The organism is Runella sp. (assembly GCF_965279615.1).
GTDB lineage: Bacteria > Bacteroidota > Bacteroidia > Cytophagales > Spirosomataceae > Runella.
The window spans coordinates 6,239,679-6,255,432 of sequence record NZ_OZ257252.1 but is presented as its reverse complement, the minus strand read 5'-3'; the positions used below and the strand labels follow the sequence as shown (position 1 = coordinate 6,255,432).

General features: G+C 43.2%; 14 protein-coding genes. 11 read left to right on the top strand and 3 right to left on the bottom strand.

What is annotated here, in order from left to right; genetic code table 11:
• Positions 1–47: 47 nt before the first annotated feature.
• Genes ACQY73_RS26180 through ACQY73_RS26165 form a run of 4 tightly spaced genes read left to right on the top strand, consistent with a single transcriptional unit; the run spans position 48 to position 3,088 of the window.
• Entirely contained in the window at positions 48–902 is an 855-nt protein-coding gene (locus tag ACQY73_RS26180) for a caspase family protein (RefSeq protein ID WP_428656801.1), read from the top strand.
• A gap of 17 nt (positions 903–919) precedes the next feature.
• Positions 920–1,648: a DUF2589 domain-containing protein gene (locus ACQY73_RS26175; RefSeq protein ID WP_428656799.1), complete on the top strand. Its 729-nt coding sequence runs from the start codon at positions 920–922 to the stop codon at positions 1,646–1,648.
• Between the two features lie 52 nt (positions 1,649–1,700).
• Complete coding sequence (locus ACQY73_RS26170) at positions 1,701–2,486, top strand: hypothetical protein (protein ID WP_428656797.1); 786 nt, start codon at positions 1,701–1,703, stop codon at positions 2,484–2,486.
• A 26-nt stretch (positions 2,487–2,512) separates the two neighbouring features.
• Complete coding sequence (locus ACQY73_RS26165; protein ID WP_428656795.1) at positions 2,513–3,088, top strand: hypothetical protein; 576 nt, start codon at positions 2,513–2,515, stop codon at positions 3,086–3,088.
• An 82-nt stretch (positions 3,089–3,170) separates the two neighbouring features.
• On the opposite strand, the gene ACQY73_RS26160 is transcribed toward ACQY73_RS26165, so the two are convergent.
• Positions 3,171–4,148, bottom strand: coding sequence for a polyprenyl synthetase family protein (locus tag ACQY73_RS26160; RefSeq protein WP_428656793.1), 978 nt, complete (start codon positions 4,146–4,148; stop codon positions 3,171–3,173).
• 255 nt (positions 4,149–4,403) lie between these two features.
• On the opposite strand from ACQY73_RS26160, the gene ACQY73_RS26155 reads away from it, so the two are divergent.
• The 6 genes from ACQY73_RS26155 (at position 4,404) to ACQY73_RS26130 (ending at position 11,748) form a co-directional block, all read left to right on the top strand.
• Positions 4,404–5,735: a D-alanyl-D-alanine carboxypeptidase/D-alanyl-D-alanine-endopeptidase gene (locus tag ACQY73_RS26155; RefSeq protein ID WP_428656791.1), complete on the top strand. Its 1,332-nt coding sequence runs from the start codon at positions 4,404–4,406 to the stop codon at positions 5,733–5,735.
• Between the two features lie 172 nt (positions 5,736–5,907).
• Positions 5,908–7,101, top strand: a complete 1,194-nt coding sequence (locus ACQY73_RS26150; RefSeq protein WP_428656788.1) for a DUF2252 domain-containing protein — start codon at positions 5,908–5,910, stop codon at positions 7,099–7,101.
• Positions 7,102–7,113: 12 nt separating this feature from the next.
• Positions 7,114–7,677, top strand: a complete 564-nt coding sequence (locus ACQY73_RS26145; protein WP_428656786.1) for a Crp/Fnr family transcriptional regulator — start codon at positions 7,114–7,116, stop codon at positions 7,675–7,677.
• Positions 7,678–7,745: 68 nt separating this feature from the next.
• Positions 7,746–8,120 carry a hypothetical protein gene (locus tag ACQY73_RS26140; RefSeq protein WP_428656783.1) on the top strand — a complete coding sequence of 125 codons (375 nt, stop codon included), beginning with the start codon at positions 7,746–7,748 and terminating at the stop codon, positions 8,118–8,120.
• A 21-nt stretch (positions 8,121–8,141) separates the two neighbouring features.
• Complete coding sequence (locus ACQY73_RS26135) at positions 8,142–8,753, top strand: hypothetical protein (protein ID WP_428656780.1); 612 nt, start codon at positions 8,142–8,144, stop codon at positions 8,751–8,753.
• Between the two features lie 361 nt (positions 8,754–9,114).
• Positions 9,115–11,748: a DUF5686 and carboxypeptidase regulatory-like domain-containing protein gene (locus tag ACQY73_RS26130; RefSeq protein ID WP_428656777.1), complete on the top strand. Its 2,634-nt coding sequence runs from the start codon at positions 9,115–9,117 to the stop codon at positions 11,746–11,748.
• A gap of 270 nt (positions 11,749–12,018) precedes the next feature.
• Here the strand turns inward: ACQY73_RS26130 and ACQY73_RS26125 are convergent, their stop codons facing one another.
• Positions 12,019–13,332 carry a 3-deoxy-D-manno-octulosonic acid transferase gene (locus ACQY73_RS26125; protein WP_428656775.1) on the bottom strand — a complete coding sequence of 438 codons (1,314 nt, stop codon included), beginning with the start codon at positions 13,330–13,332 and terminating at the stop codon, positions 12,019–12,021.
• 113 nt (positions 13,333–13,445) lie between these two features.
• On the opposite strand from ACQY73_RS26125, the gene ytxJ reads away from it, so the two are divergent.
• Positions 13,446–13,793 (top strand): bacillithiol system redox-active protein YtxJ, encoded by a 348-nt coding sequence (gene ytxJ, locus ACQY73_RS26120; RefSeq protein WP_428656773.1) that lies wholly within the window; start codon positions 13,446–13,448, stop codon positions 13,791–13,793.
• 94 nt (positions 13,794–13,887) lie between these two features.
• Here ytxJ and uvrC read toward each other — a convergent pair whose 3' ends face one another.
• Positions 13,888–15,693: an excinuclease ABC subunit UvrC gene (gene uvrC, locus ACQY73_RS26115; RefSeq protein ID WP_428656771.1), complete on the bottom strand. Its 1,806-nt coding sequence runs from the start codon at positions 15,691–15,693 to the stop codon at positions 13,888–13,890.
• Positions 15,694–15,754 lie beyond the last annotated feature (61 nt).

The window sequence follows — 15,754 nt, the reverse complement described above, 5'->3', positions numbered from 1 at the left end:
AAAAGCGTCAAATAGAGTAGGTAAAATTAAACTCTTACTACACAAAAATGGCAAAAAGAGCATTAGTTGTGGGCATTAATGATTATGCCCCAATCGGCGCAGGAGGCCCTGATTTACGAGGATGTGTCAACGATGCCCGCGACATGGCAAATACACTCGTGATCTGCGGTTTTCCTGCCGCAAACATCCGGATTTTGACCGACCGGAATGCAACACGGGCAAACATCAGCAACCTCTTGGCTTCGCTGGTTGCGGGAGCAGTGGCAGGTGACTCCATTGTTTTGTTCTATTCCGGTCATGGAACCAGAGTAGCTAATGTAGGCGCTGATTTCGAAGTGGACGGCTTGGACGAAGCTATTTGTCCACATGATTTTGCGTCGGCAGGAGTGATGAAAGATGACGACTTCAAAGCACTATTTGCGGGTTTAAAAACGGGCGTAAACCTTGAAGTAATTTTTGATTGCTGCCATTCAGGCACCGGCACTCGGCTTCTGGTAGTGGAAGGTGGCGGCATGTTCTTTGATGAAGCAGACCAATATACCGGAGCTCGCTTTGTTGCTCCCATGCTCGAAGACGAATTTTATTTTACTCATCAAAATGAGCTTGGGAAAAGAGGAAAATCGCTTCACACTACGCGAGCCCTCGTACCCGTTGCAGGGTTGAATCATACCCTGTGGGCCGCCTGCAAAGACAATCAGGTAAGTATGGAAGGCCCGATAAACGGCCAGACACGCGGCTATTTTACCTATCATTTTTGCCGTTGTTTAAGAGCGGTCAATGGTAACATAAAGCGGTCATTGCTGGACACTCAGGTCGCCAATGCGCTTTCAGCCATGGGAGCGGCACAACGCAATCAGACGGAATCCCAAACCGCTGAGTTCAGTCAAACAATTTTCTCATAGTCTAACGCTGTAAAGAAATGGCAAAAGATCATTCCGAAAAAGAACAAAAAGCAAAGGAAGAAAGCAAGCCGGCCGACCTTCAGGATAATACAGGTGGTGAAGTTACAAAAGCTGAAAAAGCAGCCGTAACCGAGCAAACCAAGAAAATCATTGGTCAACTCAGCAAAAAAGCCGGCGAAAGAGAAGAACTCACCATGAGCCGAAGCGGCGAAGGCTTTGGGGCAGAATTGGGGAGCCTTGACTTCCGAAATATGATCGGCGGGCCGCTGCAGGCGGCCATTGATGCACAGGTTGCTTCGTCAATAGCATCTGTTGACTTCATTAAGAAGGTCGGATTTAATGAAGATGGCACCATTGTTAATGTCCAATTTAAGAAAACAGCAACGACAACTCCGCAACCAACGGAAGATAATCCAAATCCGGCGGCAACTACTGAAAACCGAGAAATCTCCGTTCCTCTTTTGGCCTGCCTTAACATTCCTTTCTTACGAATTGAATACGTAGATATTGACTTCAATGTCAAACTCAATTCGGTAGATACGGCTTCTTCCAGTCAATCATTGGGTATTAATGCCGAAGCTTCAGGTGGATTTGGGCCCGTTCGATTTAAGGTATCCGCTTCTTACCAACGGCAATCTTCTACCGGCACAGAGGTGAAGAGAGAATATTCCATGAATGTAAAGGTTAGAGCAGTACAGGATGAGATGCCCAAAGGCATTGAACAGGTCCTTAATTTACTTCAATAATTTACCATAGGGCTTCTTTATCACAGGAAGCCCTATACTTAAACTTTTCCCTATGATCACATTAGCTGAATATTTAGGTTTTATCTTCTCGGAAATATCGGCAGCCCGTAAGATGGCCGATGAAAGCGCCGTAGAAATCGCAAAGAGTTATGCCAAAGATGACATTATGAAGTTCTTTTCCATTCCAAGGTTCAAAATCCCGACAATGGAGTTAAAAATACCGGTTGCCATTTCAGGGATTAAATTCAAGTCTGTCTTGAAACTTAACCTGACCTCTGACGAATTTCGTAGTTTTATCCGTAGTCAATTACAGAAAATTGAGCAGGATATTTTTATAAGAAAAAACAAAATCATGGCCGGGCCGCAAAGATTTGAACTATCTCCTAACATATTTATATCCAGGCCCTCTGTTGTAAGAGAAGTGGAAACCAGAGACGGAAGTTCATCTGAAACAGAAATTATGAGTCTATATTCGTTATTGACGGAAAATCCGGAATTATCGGACAATAACAACGTATTAAGTATTAAGCTTTCGCAAATTTTACAGCTCTTTTTAGAAGAAAAAAACTTATCAAATGATTACAAAAGCTTCTATGTTCAAAATGAACCATTTGCAATACTTATCAACGCCGTTGAAATAAAAATTAAAAACACTACCGTAGTTATAAAAAATACGATTGAAAATTTATTGGTAAATCCCGAAACTCAGGTAATTAAAGAGATAGCCAACGATATATCTATTTTTCAGATCAATACAAAAATCATTGAAGACGGTTTTTTTATACACTCTGTTAAAGATGAAAATAATACCGAAAGGCCTATAGTTGAATTTGAATAGGTTTAAAACTTTACTTTACGCTAAAAATGGAAAGCACTTACCACGAAAAGTTCGACAATATTTCCGGTTGTTTAAAAGAAGTCGGTCAACTATACGAATTGCATTTACAAAAAAATATGAATTTAGGATTGCAGGTTACTAAAGTTGTTAAGGAAATAAAGCAATTTTTTGAAAAAGAAAATGCGCCTTCAAAAATAGCTAAATGTGCCTCCTTATTAAGTGAAATTGATATAATAGACCGAGGCTATCATCCCAATTCTTTTTTAAAGATTGAGCACCCAAAACGAGAGATGCAGTCTATGCTCTTTTATAAAATTTTACAGGAAATAAATGCCCTGATCACCTATGAATATGAACAGATCCAAGACCGAATCAATCAAGCTGAAAAACTAATTGAAACCATTATTTTGTCCGCTCTGCAAAATAGAATCATTGATCCGAATCAATTATCTACGCCTCCGTCCGGCGAAGCATTGGAAGAATTATGGAAAATATTGGCTGAGCACGAAGTCCTGTTTCTCATCCAACGCAAAGCGTTGTGTCTGGTTTTTAAAAACGATTGCTTAGTCAGCCTTTCCAGGGTTTTATCGCTGATCCATTAACCATATCATATTACTATACCGGATACCGCCGTGAGCGATCTTCTTAAAATTGTACTTGAAAAAGGCGCTCCCGGTCGTTGCCTCAACTTTCCCGCCCCACCAAAAACTCCGCAAATTCTATCATTGGCCGTTTACGCTCCGACGAAACAGGCAAATTTTCCAGTGCCTCAAAACCTTTAGCGAAGTAGTCATCAGCCATGGTTTGGGCTATTTTATCAATGCCGAGTTGAGTATAAATTTCCGTTATAGCAGCTACTTTGGCAGCGGTATCGTAAGTACCTGGCTCAAGGCTCAGCCACTTATTTAGCTTCTGTTTGGTTTCTCCTTCGGCCAACAAAAGAGCTTCAATGAGCATAAATGTTTTTTTATTGGCCATAATATCACCCCCTACCTGCTTGCCAAATTTTTCGGGGTCGCCATACACATCCAACAGATCGTCTTTGAGTTGGAAACCCAGCCCCATATTGACGCCTGCGTCGTAAAGCAGTTGGGTCGTAGCGGTGTTGGCTCCTGCAATTATTCCGCCAAGTTCCATCGCAAAACCCAACAACACCGATGTTTTAAGACGGATCATGCCAATGTATTCTTCCTGCGACACATCCGTACGTGTCTCAAAATTCATATCCAACTGTTGCCCTTCACATACTTCGGCAGCGGTACGATTGAAGCGCTTTATGACGCGCGGCAATTGAGCCGGCTCCACGTCCAGCAATAATTCATACGCGTTGACCAACATCACATCGCCCGAAAGGATCGCGGTATTGGCATTCCATTTTTCATGCACCGTGGGTTTACCGCGCCGAAGCGGAGCTTGATCCATGATGTCGTCGTGCATGAGGGTAAAGTTGTGAAAAACCTCGACGGCAATGGCGGGATTAAGTGATTTTTGCCAATCGTCAATAAAAAGGTTGGTCGACAGAACGGTCAATAGCGGGCGCAAACGCTTGCCGCCCAGTGACATAATATAACGAATGGGTTCATATAATTCGGCGGGCTGCTCGCCATATGCTGTATTTTGAATCTGTTTTGAAATAGCTTCCAAATAAGGTTGAAAAGTCATCAGAATTGTGGGTTATCTTTTGCCTATTTTTAGTTATTATAGGTTGATTATTAAACGCTTGCAAATAATGCCTGACAAATAACAATTAACGTTTTAATGGGTTTCGAGCCAAAAATAATGGAACTTATGGGTATAACGGCCGGCTGACGAAAAAGTTTTGAGTATCTTGCGCGAAAACACCGGCAATTTCTGTCCTTGAAACGATTTAACCCTTTGCAAAACTTCATCTTAAAACTACCCACAACTTTTAACCTTATGTTGCGCCCTTTACAAGCTTATTTTTTCACCTTTTTCTGTTGCTTTTTACTCATAAGCTGTGCGTCATCACAGCCTCAAACGTCGTCACAAACAACAACTCAAACGACCAATAAATGGCGCGATCTGGTGGCTAATTCGCCCGTTTTTCGCCAAAACCATACGGGTTTTGCCTTGTATGACATTGAAAAACAGGAGACAGTAGCAGAATATCAATCGGACCGTTATTTTACGCCGGCCTCCAACACCAAACTTTTCACCTTATATGCCGGACTGTGCCTTTTGGGTGATTCCATTCCGGCCCTACGATATATAACGACGGGCGACTCATTGATTTTTTGGGGTACCGGGGACCCCAATTTATTACACCCCGATATGCCTTCAAGCCAAGTGTTTGATGTGCTTAAAAACTGGCGCGGGCACCTTTTTTATTACCCCAACAACTATATCGGAAAACGTTTCGGGCCCGGTTGGTCGTGGGGCGATTATACTGATTATTATCAGGCCGAAATTTCTCCGCTTCCGGTATATGGCAATGTAGTTCGTTTTACCAACAGTACCGTCAGCCCGCGCATTTTCAAAGACAGTCTGCGTACGGCAGGTTGGTCAGATGAGTTTAAACTGTCGCGGGAAGAATACAATAACGGCTTTTTTTCTACGGGATGGCCAACGAAATCGTTCATTGAAGACCTTCCTTTCCGAACTTCGGCTAAATTGACGGCGCAGTTATTAGCTGATACGCTTAAAAAAGAGGTTAGAATACTAAATACAGTACGGCCCGGCACTCCGTATCAAACGTTGAAAGGATTGCCGATAGATACATTGTACCGACGTATGTTGCAGGTAAGTGATAATATGTTTGCCGAACAGATCATGCTGATGTGCGCTACGCAGTTGGACACCAACAATTTGGGCGTTGAAAATAAGCAAAGCATCGACTACGTTAAAAAACAATTTTTGGCCGATCTGCCCGATGAACCCATTTGGGAAGATGGCTCGGGATTGTCTCGTTATAATTTGTTCACACCTCGCTCCATCATAAAATTATTACAAAAAATATACGCTAAAGTTCCCGATCAACAGCGGCTTTTTGGAATGATGTCCATTGGTGGCAAGGCCGGAACGATCAAAAGCCAATACAAATCCAAAGAACCGTTTGTATTTGCCAAAACAGGTTCTTTATCAAACGTCTATTGCTTAAGTGGCTTTGTACGCACCAAAAAAGGCAAAGTTTTGATTTTCAGCCTTATGAATAATAATTTCATTGTTAAAACCGCCGAAATCCGTCGGGAAGTCGAGCGGGTTTTAACGGAAGTGTATGAGAAATATTAAGTGCCTGAGCATAATTAAACACCTCAGGTTGTGAGCAACCTGAGGCACCCTGCGTGTGGATGGTTGCTCACAACCATCCTTTTTTCCGGTGACGGTGTTTGCATGAGATACCTCAGAGACACCCTGCCGGAGAACGCAATTTGATCGATCATCCATAGAATCAGATACAACCATGACTGCTTCAGAACAGATAAAACAATTCAATGCCGGCCGCGATGCGCTTTTGCTCGCGCATAAATACGAGCGGATGACCGAAGACCTGTATCGTTTTTTTCGCGCGACGAGCCATTTGTTTTACGATGATTTTGCGCAGCATTTTTCTACCGCTGATAGCTCCCGCGTGTGGGGATGTGGCGATCTGCATTTGCAAAATTTCGGCACGTATAAAGCCGAAAATCGATTGGTCTATTTTGATCTGAATGACTTTGATGAGGCTATGTTGCTTCCTGTCACCTGGGAATTGAGCCGTATGTTGGTGAGTATTCATTTGGCCGCCGAGGAATTGGATCTGGAAGAATCTGAATCTACCATTATCATTAACGCTTTTCTGGACAGTTATACCAAGACGCTTTCTTCCGGAAAACCCATTGATATTGAACGGCGTACCACTACGGGAATGTTGCAGCAATTCATGGAAAAACTGGAGAAACGCCGCCGAAAAGATTTTATCAAAGAGCGCACCATTAAGATAGATAATGACCGCAAGCTTAAAATTGACGATGAAAAAGTATTGAGCATTGCGCCCAAAAAAAGGGCAGAAGTAGAGAAAATGGTGATGGCTTGGCAACAGCAACACCCGAATCCTTTTTTCAAGAAAATATGTGACGTTGGCATTCGAGTAACGGGAACGGCGAGTTTGGGCTTGGAGCGGTATGTATTATTGGTAGAAAGTATGAACGAAAAATCGTATTTGCTTGACCTGAAGGAAGCTCGACAATCGGTTTTAAACTCCTATATTCATTTGCCGCAACCCGTCCGCGCAAGCGAAGCCGAGCGCATTGTGATAATCCAGCAGCGCGTCAATAATGTGCTGCCAACGCTTTTAAACGTGGTAGAAGGTGAATCTAAGTCATACGTTCTGAAAGAGTTACAACCTGAGCAGGACAAGTTTGATTTTCATGAATGGGACGGTGAATTGGAATCGTTGGAGGCATTGATTCGCACGATGGGTACGCTGACCGCCTCCGGGCATTTGCGCAGTTCAGGGCGGCAGGGTTCTTCGATTGCCGACCAACTCATTGATTTTGCGCAGGAGACTCAATGGCAAAATGATCTGAAGGCGTATTGTCAGGCATATCCTACCAAAGTGCATCAGGATTATTTTGATTTCTGTGAAGCATACGATGAAGGTTTTTTTATAGGCTAACGCGTTATCTCCGTGCAGTCACTTTTCAATTTTTTGGAAGACATCAACCGCTTACCGGAAGAAGCCAAAGCGTTGATCCTTGCCAAAACAAAGATCAATAAATATCCCAAAGGGCATTTGTTGTTTCATCAGGGTCAGGTTTGCCATTACATGTATTTCATGGCCAATGGCTTGGCGCGCATTTACCATTGCAAAGAAGACAAAGAAGTGATCGACTGGCTGGCCACATCAGGCAATCCGTTTACCGCAATTGACAGTTTTTATTCCCGACAACCGAGCCGCTATAACATCGAATTGCTCGAAAACTCGGAAGTTTACGCTTTTCTTTACGACGATCTGGAAGAATTGTACCGCAACTTCCACGCCTTTGAGCGCATCGGTCGACTCATAACGATGGATCAGTTTCTGATCTTACAGGAACGCATCGATATGATTCAATTCCAGAATGCTCAACAACGTTACGAAACATTTCTCAAACGGTTTCCCAACCTCCAAAATCGACTTCAACTCACTCATATCGCCTCCTATTTAGGCATTTCGCTCGAAACCTTGAGTCGTATTCGAGCTAAGTATTGATTTTTTGACTTTTGTCAAATGAATTCTCTTTTTGCCATGCCACTTTTGTTGCCTAACCATTTGCAGCAATGGACAAGACAATTTGGGTTTATATGTGCGGGCTTCACAGCCTCTTCTTCGCGGTTTTTCACGCGTGTTTTTGGAAACTGTTTCGGTGGAACAAAGACCTTCAAAAGCTCACTTCGTTAAACAGGGCAGTAATGCAGATCCTTAACCTTCGCCTCACTTATTTATTTTTGTTTTTAGCCTTCGTTTGCTTTCGTTATCCTCAGCCGCTTTACAGCACCGAATTGGGAAATGTACTGCTCATTGGATTTTCGATTTTTTGGTTGGGGCGCACGGCAGAGCAATTTATCTTTTTCAAATTTGACCGGCCGGCCATTTATATCTTCACGGCTTTGTTCATTCTCGGTTCGATTGTTTTTTTAATACCCATGCTTTAATAAACTGTTATTCATACCCTTATGAACCTAACGTCTATTCACCGAATTACGGGAATCATCATTGCCGTGTTTGCTTTCGCGCACTTGTTCAATCATGCTATGGCGTGGTTTGGTATTGAAACTCACCGAGAAATCATGGAATCGCTCCGCGTGGTTTATCGTCAACCTTTTGTTGAAGTATTACTGATCGTTTGCTTTGGGTTTCAGGTATACAGCGGCATCAGGCAAGTCATTTATTTAAGAAAGCAGCCTTCTCTAACGCTCAATGAACGTTTGCAACTCTACTCAGGAGTGGTTTTTGCCTATTTCATTGTCCAGCACATTCCGGCGGTACTTTTCCAACGAACCTACTTTACGTTTGACACTAACTTTTACTTCGCGGCTCGCGTAGTTCTGGAAGCGCCGTTCAAATTCTACTTTGTACCTTATTACTTTTTAGGGATCATGGCATTCGGATTACACGTCGCCGCTACCCACCGCAAAAAAGTGGCTTCAATAATCGATAAAAAACAGGCCGATCTTCAAGCCTTATTTATCATTTTTACAACGCTTATGATCGCCCTTTTCATTCTTTATGTGTTCATGGGCGGCCATTTTCCAATTGTTATTCCGAGGGAATATAATGTTTATTAAGAAATAAGAAATACAAACATTGCGTTTCAATAGGACGGGATAAAATAGCTGTAAAAAAAAGCAATACTTTCGGCTAAATTTGTCAGGTTATAAATCAAAAACACATTATTTGAACTTGTTGGGGTTTTTACCATTAGATGAATTCAATTTCCGGAGTCTAACAAAAAGTCAATAAATTTTGTCAGAATTACCTGTTTCCGCGTATATACTGACAAATGAACAATGCCTTGGCGTCGTTTGGAGATTTACAGGCAATGAATTCCAAAAATGACACTCAACAAAGCAGACAACAGGGAATTGAATTTTACCAAATGACATACCATTATTGCTAAGATTTCATACGCAGCTGATTACCCACATCATGAACATTATCAGGCTTTTATTCTTTTTTCTGATCGGCACCTCTGCGTTTGCGGGCGGCATCAAAGGCAGCGTCAAAACCGCTAAGGGTGAGCCGCTTGCGTATGCTGCCATTGCGATAAAAGGAACCAATCTGGGCACCATGGCCAACTCCGACGGCCACTACGAGTTGGCATTGCAACCCGGGCGTTATGAGGTTATTTTTCAATATTTAGGTTTCAAAACCATCGTTAAATCGGTTGACGTAACCGCTGATTTTCAAACCTTTGATGTTGTCCTTGAAGAGCAGGCGTTAAACATCAACGAAGTAAAAGTAGGCTCTAAAAGCGAAGATCCCGCGTATACCATCATGCGGCGGGCCATCGCCAAATCTCGTTTTCATGCGTTGCAGGTAGCTTCGTACAGCGCCCGCGCCTACATCAAAACGACAGGAGTAGCGACCAAAATTCCGTTTTTTGCGGAAAAAGCCCTTAAAAAAGAAGGCATTGAAGAAGGTCGCCCGATCTTGAACGAAAGTGTGAATGAGATCACTTTCCGTCAACCCAATAATTACCAACAACGTATTATTTCTACCCGTAACAGTCTGGATAACAGCGCACCCAGTCCCAACGCATTTGTGTTGGCCAGCTTTTACAACCCTACAATTGGCGATGCCGTGTCGCCGCTGTCGCCCAAAGCATTTGGCTATTATAAATTTGAATACGAAGGTTCGTTTCGCGAAGGCGATCTGGAAGTAAATCAGATCAAAGTTATTCCGCGCTCGTACGGCGAAGGCGTTTTTAAAGGCCAAATTTACATCATCGAAAACACTTGGGCGATTCACAGTTTGAACCTTCAAACCACCGTTCAGAGCCTTGATGTAGATGTTAAACAGGTGTTCAATCCTATACAGGCAGTGTGGATGCCAACCAATCTCCAGTTTCGGTTCGGCGGCTCCATGATGGGATTTTCCGGGGAGTTCAAATACGTCGTTTCGATGACCTATAAAAACCTCAACGTCAATCCTGCCTTCAAAGAATCGATGGTCGTATTGGATGAAAAATTTGAAAAACCCGCCAATGATCTGACAAAAAAAGACCTGCGCACCAAGAAACTCAATGAGCTTGCCAAACAACAGAAAGAGGTGTCAACCAAGCAGATGCGCAAGATCATGAAGGAATATGAAAAGCAGGAAAAACGCGAACGCAAAGAACAAAACGAAGACATCAACGTAGTTCGCAATGACTCCATCATCATTGATTCGATGGCTAACAAACGGAGCGATACTTTTTGGAATGAAATTCGTACCATTCCGCTCACCGAGATTGAAACTAAAAGCTACAAACATTCCGACAGTCTACGCATTGTAAAGCAAATAGCAATCAAAGCCGACAGCAGCAAAGCGAAAAAGGATTCTTCTAAAGTAGACTTTATCAGCATTTTGACGGGACGTTCATTTCGGCTTTCCAAAAATTGGGCCTTAGATTATGAAGGGCCTTTTAATCCCCGAAATGCAACGTACAACACCGTAGATGGCTATGTATTGGAAAGCAGTTTTAATTTCAAACGGCGCTTCAATCGTGACAATTCATTCTATGTCAAGCCATTGGTACGTTATGCGTTTGGTCGCGAAGCTGTATCCGGAACGGTATCGACCGGTTGGATCGGAAGACGGCGTGGCATCTCATTGACCGGCGGGCGGTATGTGTCGCAATTCAACTCTGACAATCCTATCAATGCCAACATGAATACTACTGCTACGCTGTGGTTTGAGAATAATTTCATGAAGATCTACGAAAAGGATTTCGGACGATTATCTTTTAATTACGCTCGTTTGGCCGATGTATTCAGTATTACGGGAGGTCTGGAATACGGTCGTCGCTACGAATTATCCAACCTCGAAAATGCCCGTCCCTGGATTCGTTGGAATCAATTTGAATTTACGCCCAATGCGCCCTTCAATCAGGAATACAGTGATCGCCTTGGTGCCAAAGAATCCAACTATCGCTTTCAAACCCACGAAGCGCTCACCTTTGATGTTTCAATTACATGGCGCCCCGGACAGCAATACCGCATTTACAACGGACGCAAACGGTACATGAACAACAAAAACCCTGCGGTGGTTTTTCAATACACTAAAGGCATTCCAAACATCGCCAACAGCGTCGTGGATTATGATCTGGTTGAATTAAGCCTTCGGCAGGATGTGCAAACGGGTGTGCGGAGCGAGTTGCATTATACTTTTTCAACGGGTACGTTTCTTAATAACCGCAGCGTCTATTTCATGGATTATAAGCACTTTATGGGCAATCAGGCCTTTGTACAATACGGTGATGCTTTTTCGCAATTCAGGGCGTTGCCTTACTACAAATACAGCACCTCGCAGCGTTTTCTGGAAGCGCACATAGTCAGCGAATCACGTCGCTTGCTGCTGACGCGCATTCCCTTTGTGCGTTTGGCCGGTCTGAAAGAAAATCTCATGGTGCATTATCTTCTGACGCCTACCCTTCCTCATTACACCGAATTGGGCTACGGACTGGACGGCTTAGTGCCGGGCTTTCCCTTTTTCAGGGTGGAAGCAGTAGCGGTATTCCAAGATTTTAAATACCAGCGAACTGTTTTTCGACTCGGAACAACGCTGAAATTTGGACGGTAGAGACGCAAAATTTTGCGTCTCTACATTTTACGTTCTTGTTGGTGAAAACTCTGAAAATGGCACAAAATTACCTCGGAGAGGTTTAACCTTTGTAGAGATGATTTGATTTTGAAGCATTCAGGCTTCGGAGAAGCCTAACATTAACTCATTTATGGTAAAGCTTCTCCGAAGCTATTTTTGAGATGCCGTTGTTGATGATAACACCGAAACTCTCTTTTTGCATTTGCGACCGGTTTATTGATAAAAACACTAACAATGGCACACAGGCACCTAGGACATGACAAATTTACTATTGATCACCACCATTACTTTCTCTGTGGCACCGGCGTTTTTTTGAACGTAATTGAGGCAAATTGCTGCTTTTTGTTTTCTTAATTCCTCATTATCATATACTTCTACAAACACTTTCCCGAAGTCTTCGGCGTTGGCTACAGTCTGAGCGCCGCCGAGTTGAAGTAAGTCTAAGGCTTCCTGAAATTTTTGATAATAAGGCTGTCCGAAAAAGATCGGCATTCCAAATACGGCCGGCTCCATTGTGTTGTGCAATCCATCCCGATAACCTCCCCCCACAAACACAAAATCAGCATAGCGATAAACGGAAGAAAGCATGCCCACTGTATCAAGAAAAAGTAGCGACGCATTCTCATTTTTACTACCCTTTACTAACTCGCTGTAAATCAGCGATTCTGCATTTACTGCCTCTTGCCATTTGGCAATTTGCTCGGCGTTGATCTCGTGCGGAGCAACGATGACTTTGAGCGGATGCTTAAAATTATTCAGGAATGAAAAAACCACTTCCAAATCATCAGGCCAAGCAGAACCTACAATCAACAAAGGGATATCACCTTTAAATTGGTCAATAATGGGAAATGTTTTGGCTTGTTTGGCAATTTGCACAACCCGATCCAAACGCGTATCACCGGCAAGTATAACTTGGTTATAGTTAATTGATTTCAGCAAATTTTCGGATTCCTGATTTTGTACTAAAATATGGTCGAGGCAAAATAATACATTACGGTAAAAACCGCCGTAAGCTTTAAAAAACAATTGATCAGGGCGAAAAATAGCCGAAAACAACACAGAAGGTATCTGCCGTTTTTTAAGTTCCTGAAGGTAATTCGGCCAAAATTCATACTTGATAAACAGCGCCATATCGGGCCGAATCACATCCAAAAACCGCGTTACGTTAGCAGGCGCGTCGGCGGGCAAATAACACACTAAATCTGCCTGATCGTAGTCTTTTTTGTTTTCATAGCCGGACGGTGAAAAAAACGTCAGCACGATCGTAGCCGTAGGATATTGCCGGCGACACGCCTCAATCACGGGGCGCCCCTGCTCAAATTCGCCCAAAGAAGCCGCATGAAACCAGAAAGTAGGAGTTGCTGATTCTGGATTGGCGATTTTGGATTTTGGATTTATGTTTCCCTTTTTCCGTTCTTCATATTCCTTGTTCCATCTTTCGATCAATTGCCAAGCCTGCTCCTGGCCTTTTACCCATAGGCGAGTTTTGAGGTGAAAAAGAGCTACCAAACGGGCGACGCCCTGCGCAAGATAAATTCCAAGAGTGTAGATGAAAGCGAACAATTTTTGGTAAGGTTGTGTTTTCTTGGCAAAGCTAAACGGTTAGGCGTTAAAAGAAGAAGCAACGTTTAAAATTTACACCATTAGTTAAGTCGGTCAACAAAACATTTTATACAATGAATTGGAATAAACTCAATGATAGTGCCCAATTAGAGGAAATCAAAAAAGAATCGCACCAATACCCCGTTTTGATTTTGAAACACAGCACACGCTGTTCTATCAGTTCTGCCACCCTTGGACGATTGGAACGCAACTGGAAGCAAGACGAAGTGGGTGATTTGAAACCTTATTTTTTGGATCTGATCGCGTATCGCTCCGTTTCAAATCAAATTGCCCAAGAGTTTGGCGTAGAACATGAATCGCCGCAGGCCATCGTGATTCGCAACGGTGAAAGCGTGTACGATACGTCGCATTTTGACATTACGTTTGATGCCATCAAAGCGCAGGCAGCAGCATTAGTCTAACTGATTTCTGCAATAAATGGAACACTGATCAGGATGATCTTTATGATAAAACAGCGAAAACCATAACAATCATACACAATCAGTGTTCTAACTATTACTGCTCAATCGCCGCAAAATATTCCTTGATCTTTTGGGCTTTATCTTTGCCCACAAACTGCGCGATTCGTTCCACATCTGCCTCACGAATAGCCTTTACGCCTCGAAATTCTTTGAGCAAATTAGCGGCTGTCTTTTTACCGATCCCTTCAATGTTTTCCAATTCACTCACGAACGCATTTCGGCTGCGCTTGTCGCGGTGGTAGGTGATGGCAAAGCGGTGAGCTTCGTCGCGAATTTGCTGAATGAGGCGCAGCGATTCTGATTTTTTATCAATGTACAACGGCAACGAATCTTCAGGGAAATAAATCTCTTCCAATCGTTTGGCAATGCCTACAATGGGGATTTTACCGTAAAGATCCAAGGCTTTGAGCGCATCGCAGGCCGCGCTGAGCTGCCCTTTGCCTCCGTCTACAACGATCAGGTCGGGCAAGCCGCTCTCTTCTTCCAAAACCCGCGTGTAGCGGCGCGTCACCACCTCATGCATACTCGCGAAGTCGTTAGGGCCAATGACGGTTTTGATGCTGAAATGCCGATAGTCCTTTTTCGACGGACGGCCTTCCTTAAAACACACCATCGCCGCTACGGGGTTGGTTCCCTGAATATTGGAGTTATCAAAACATTCGATATGATGCGGCAGGTTTTTGAGTTGAAGGTCGGCTTTTAATTTAATCAATACCCGGTCGCGGCGATTGGTGGTGGCGCTGGACTCGATCAATTGACGTTCAGCCTTTTCTTTGCGGAAAAAATGCACATTTTTGAGCGCCATTTCCAGTAAGCTTCGTTTATCGCCGATCTTCGGAATGGTGACTTCTGCCTTAAAATCGGTGGTAATGTCAATATTCGAAATGATTTCTTTCGCCTCGCTTTCGTACGTAGTTCGCATTTCAAACAGCACTAATGCCAGGATTTCATCGTCAGGTTCGTCTAATTTTTTCTTGATTTCGAGCGTTTGGGCGGCCATAATATAGCCGTTCACGATTTTAAGGTAATTTACGTACGCCGCGTCTTCGTCGGACGCAATGGCCACTACATCTACATTTCCGATCTTGGGGTTAATGACGGTCGATTTGGCCTGAAAGTTTTGCAGCGTTTCCAATTTCATCTTCCATTCATGGGCTTTTTCAAACTCCATTTTTTCGGCCGCCGCGATCATATTTTGCTTAAAATAATTCTGCGGAATGCTCATTTGTCCTTTCAATATCTGATGAACGGAAGCTATCTCCTGATCGTACTCTTCCAACGACTGCCTTCCTTCACACGGACCTTTGCAGCGTTTTAAATGAAATTCCATACACACCTTGAATTTGCCCGCTTCGATATTTTCGGGCGTCAGATTAAGGTTGCAGGTACGCAACGTATAGAGCTCACGGAACATGTCCAACAAATTGTACATCGAACGCAGATTCGCAAACGGCCCGTAGAATGTTCCCGTTTTTTTATCCAACCGGCGCGATGTCTCAACCCTTGGGAAAGGCTCATTAAATACCTTAATGAACGGGTAGGTTTTATCGTCGCGCAGGAGAATATTGAAGCGTGGCTGGTAACGCTTAATGAGTTGGTTTTCGAGCAATAATGCATCAAATTCCGTATGCACAATAGTATATTCTATCCGACGGATCTGACTCACCAAGCGTCGCGTTTTGCGATCAGGATGGTTCTTAACAAAGTAACTGCTAACGCGATTTTTGAGATTTTTGGCCTTTCCTACGTAAATTATCTCTCCTTCTTCGCTAAAATAACGATACACTCCCGGTTCGGTCGGAATTTTAGCTAACTCTGCTTTGGCTTCAAAAACGGGCATATTGGTTCATTTTTACTAACTACAAAGTTCGCCAAAGTTTGGCTAAAAAATGATTTTTTTT

What these genes read in the sequence shown, in the direction of transcription:
- ACQY73_RS26155 (WP_428656791.1), top strand. Translation starts at nt 4,404, where the DNA reads ATGTTGCGCCCTTTACAAGCTTATTTTTTCACCTTTTTCTGTTGCTTT.
- ACQY73_RS26140 (WP_428656783.1), top strand. Translation starts at nt 7,746, where the DNA reads ATGGACAAGACAATTTGGGTTTATATGTGCGGGCTTCACAGCCTCTTC.
- ACQY73_RS26135 (WP_428656780.1), top strand. Translation starts at nt 8,142, where the DNA reads ATGAACCTAACGTCTATTCACCGAATTACGGGAATCATCATTGCCGTG.
- ACQY73_RS26130 (WP_428656777.1), top strand. Translation starts at nt 9,115, where the DNA reads ATGAACATTATCAGGCTTTTATTCTTTTTTCTGATCGGCACCTCTGCG.
- ACQY73_RS26165 (WP_428656795.1), top strand. Translation starts at nt 2,513, where the DNA reads ATGGAAAGCACTTACCACGAAAAGTTCGACAATATTTCCGGTTGTTTA.
- ACQY73_RS26175 (WP_428656799.1), top strand. Translation starts at nt 920, where the DNA reads ATGGCAAAAGATCATTCCGAAAAAGAACAAAAAGCAAAGGAAGAAAGC.
- ACQY73_RS26160 (WP_428656793.1), bottom strand. Translation starts at nt 4,148, where the DNA reads ATGACTTTTCAACCTTATTTGGAAGCTATTTCAAAACAGATTCAAAAT.
- ytxJ (WP_428656773.1), top strand. Translation starts at nt 13,446, where the DNA reads ATGAATTGGAATAAACTCAATGATAGTGCCCAATTAGAGGAAATCAAA.
- uvrC (WP_428656771.1), bottom strand. Translation starts at nt 15,693, where the DNA reads ATGCCCGTTTTTGAAGCCAAAGCAGAGTTAGCTAAAATTCCGACCGAA.
- ACQY73_RS26180 (WP_428656801.1), top strand. Translation starts at nt 48, where the DNA reads ATGGCAAAAAGAGCATTAGTTGTGGGCATTAATGATTATGCCCCAATC.
- ACQY73_RS26170 (WP_428656797.1), top strand. Translation starts at nt 1,701, where the DNA reads ATGATCACATTAGCTGAATATTTAGGTTTTATCTTCTCGGAAATATCG.
- ACQY73_RS26150 (WP_428656788.1), top strand. Translation starts at nt 5,908, where the DNA reads ATGACTGCTTCAGAACAGATAAAACAATTCAATGCCGGCCGCGATGCG.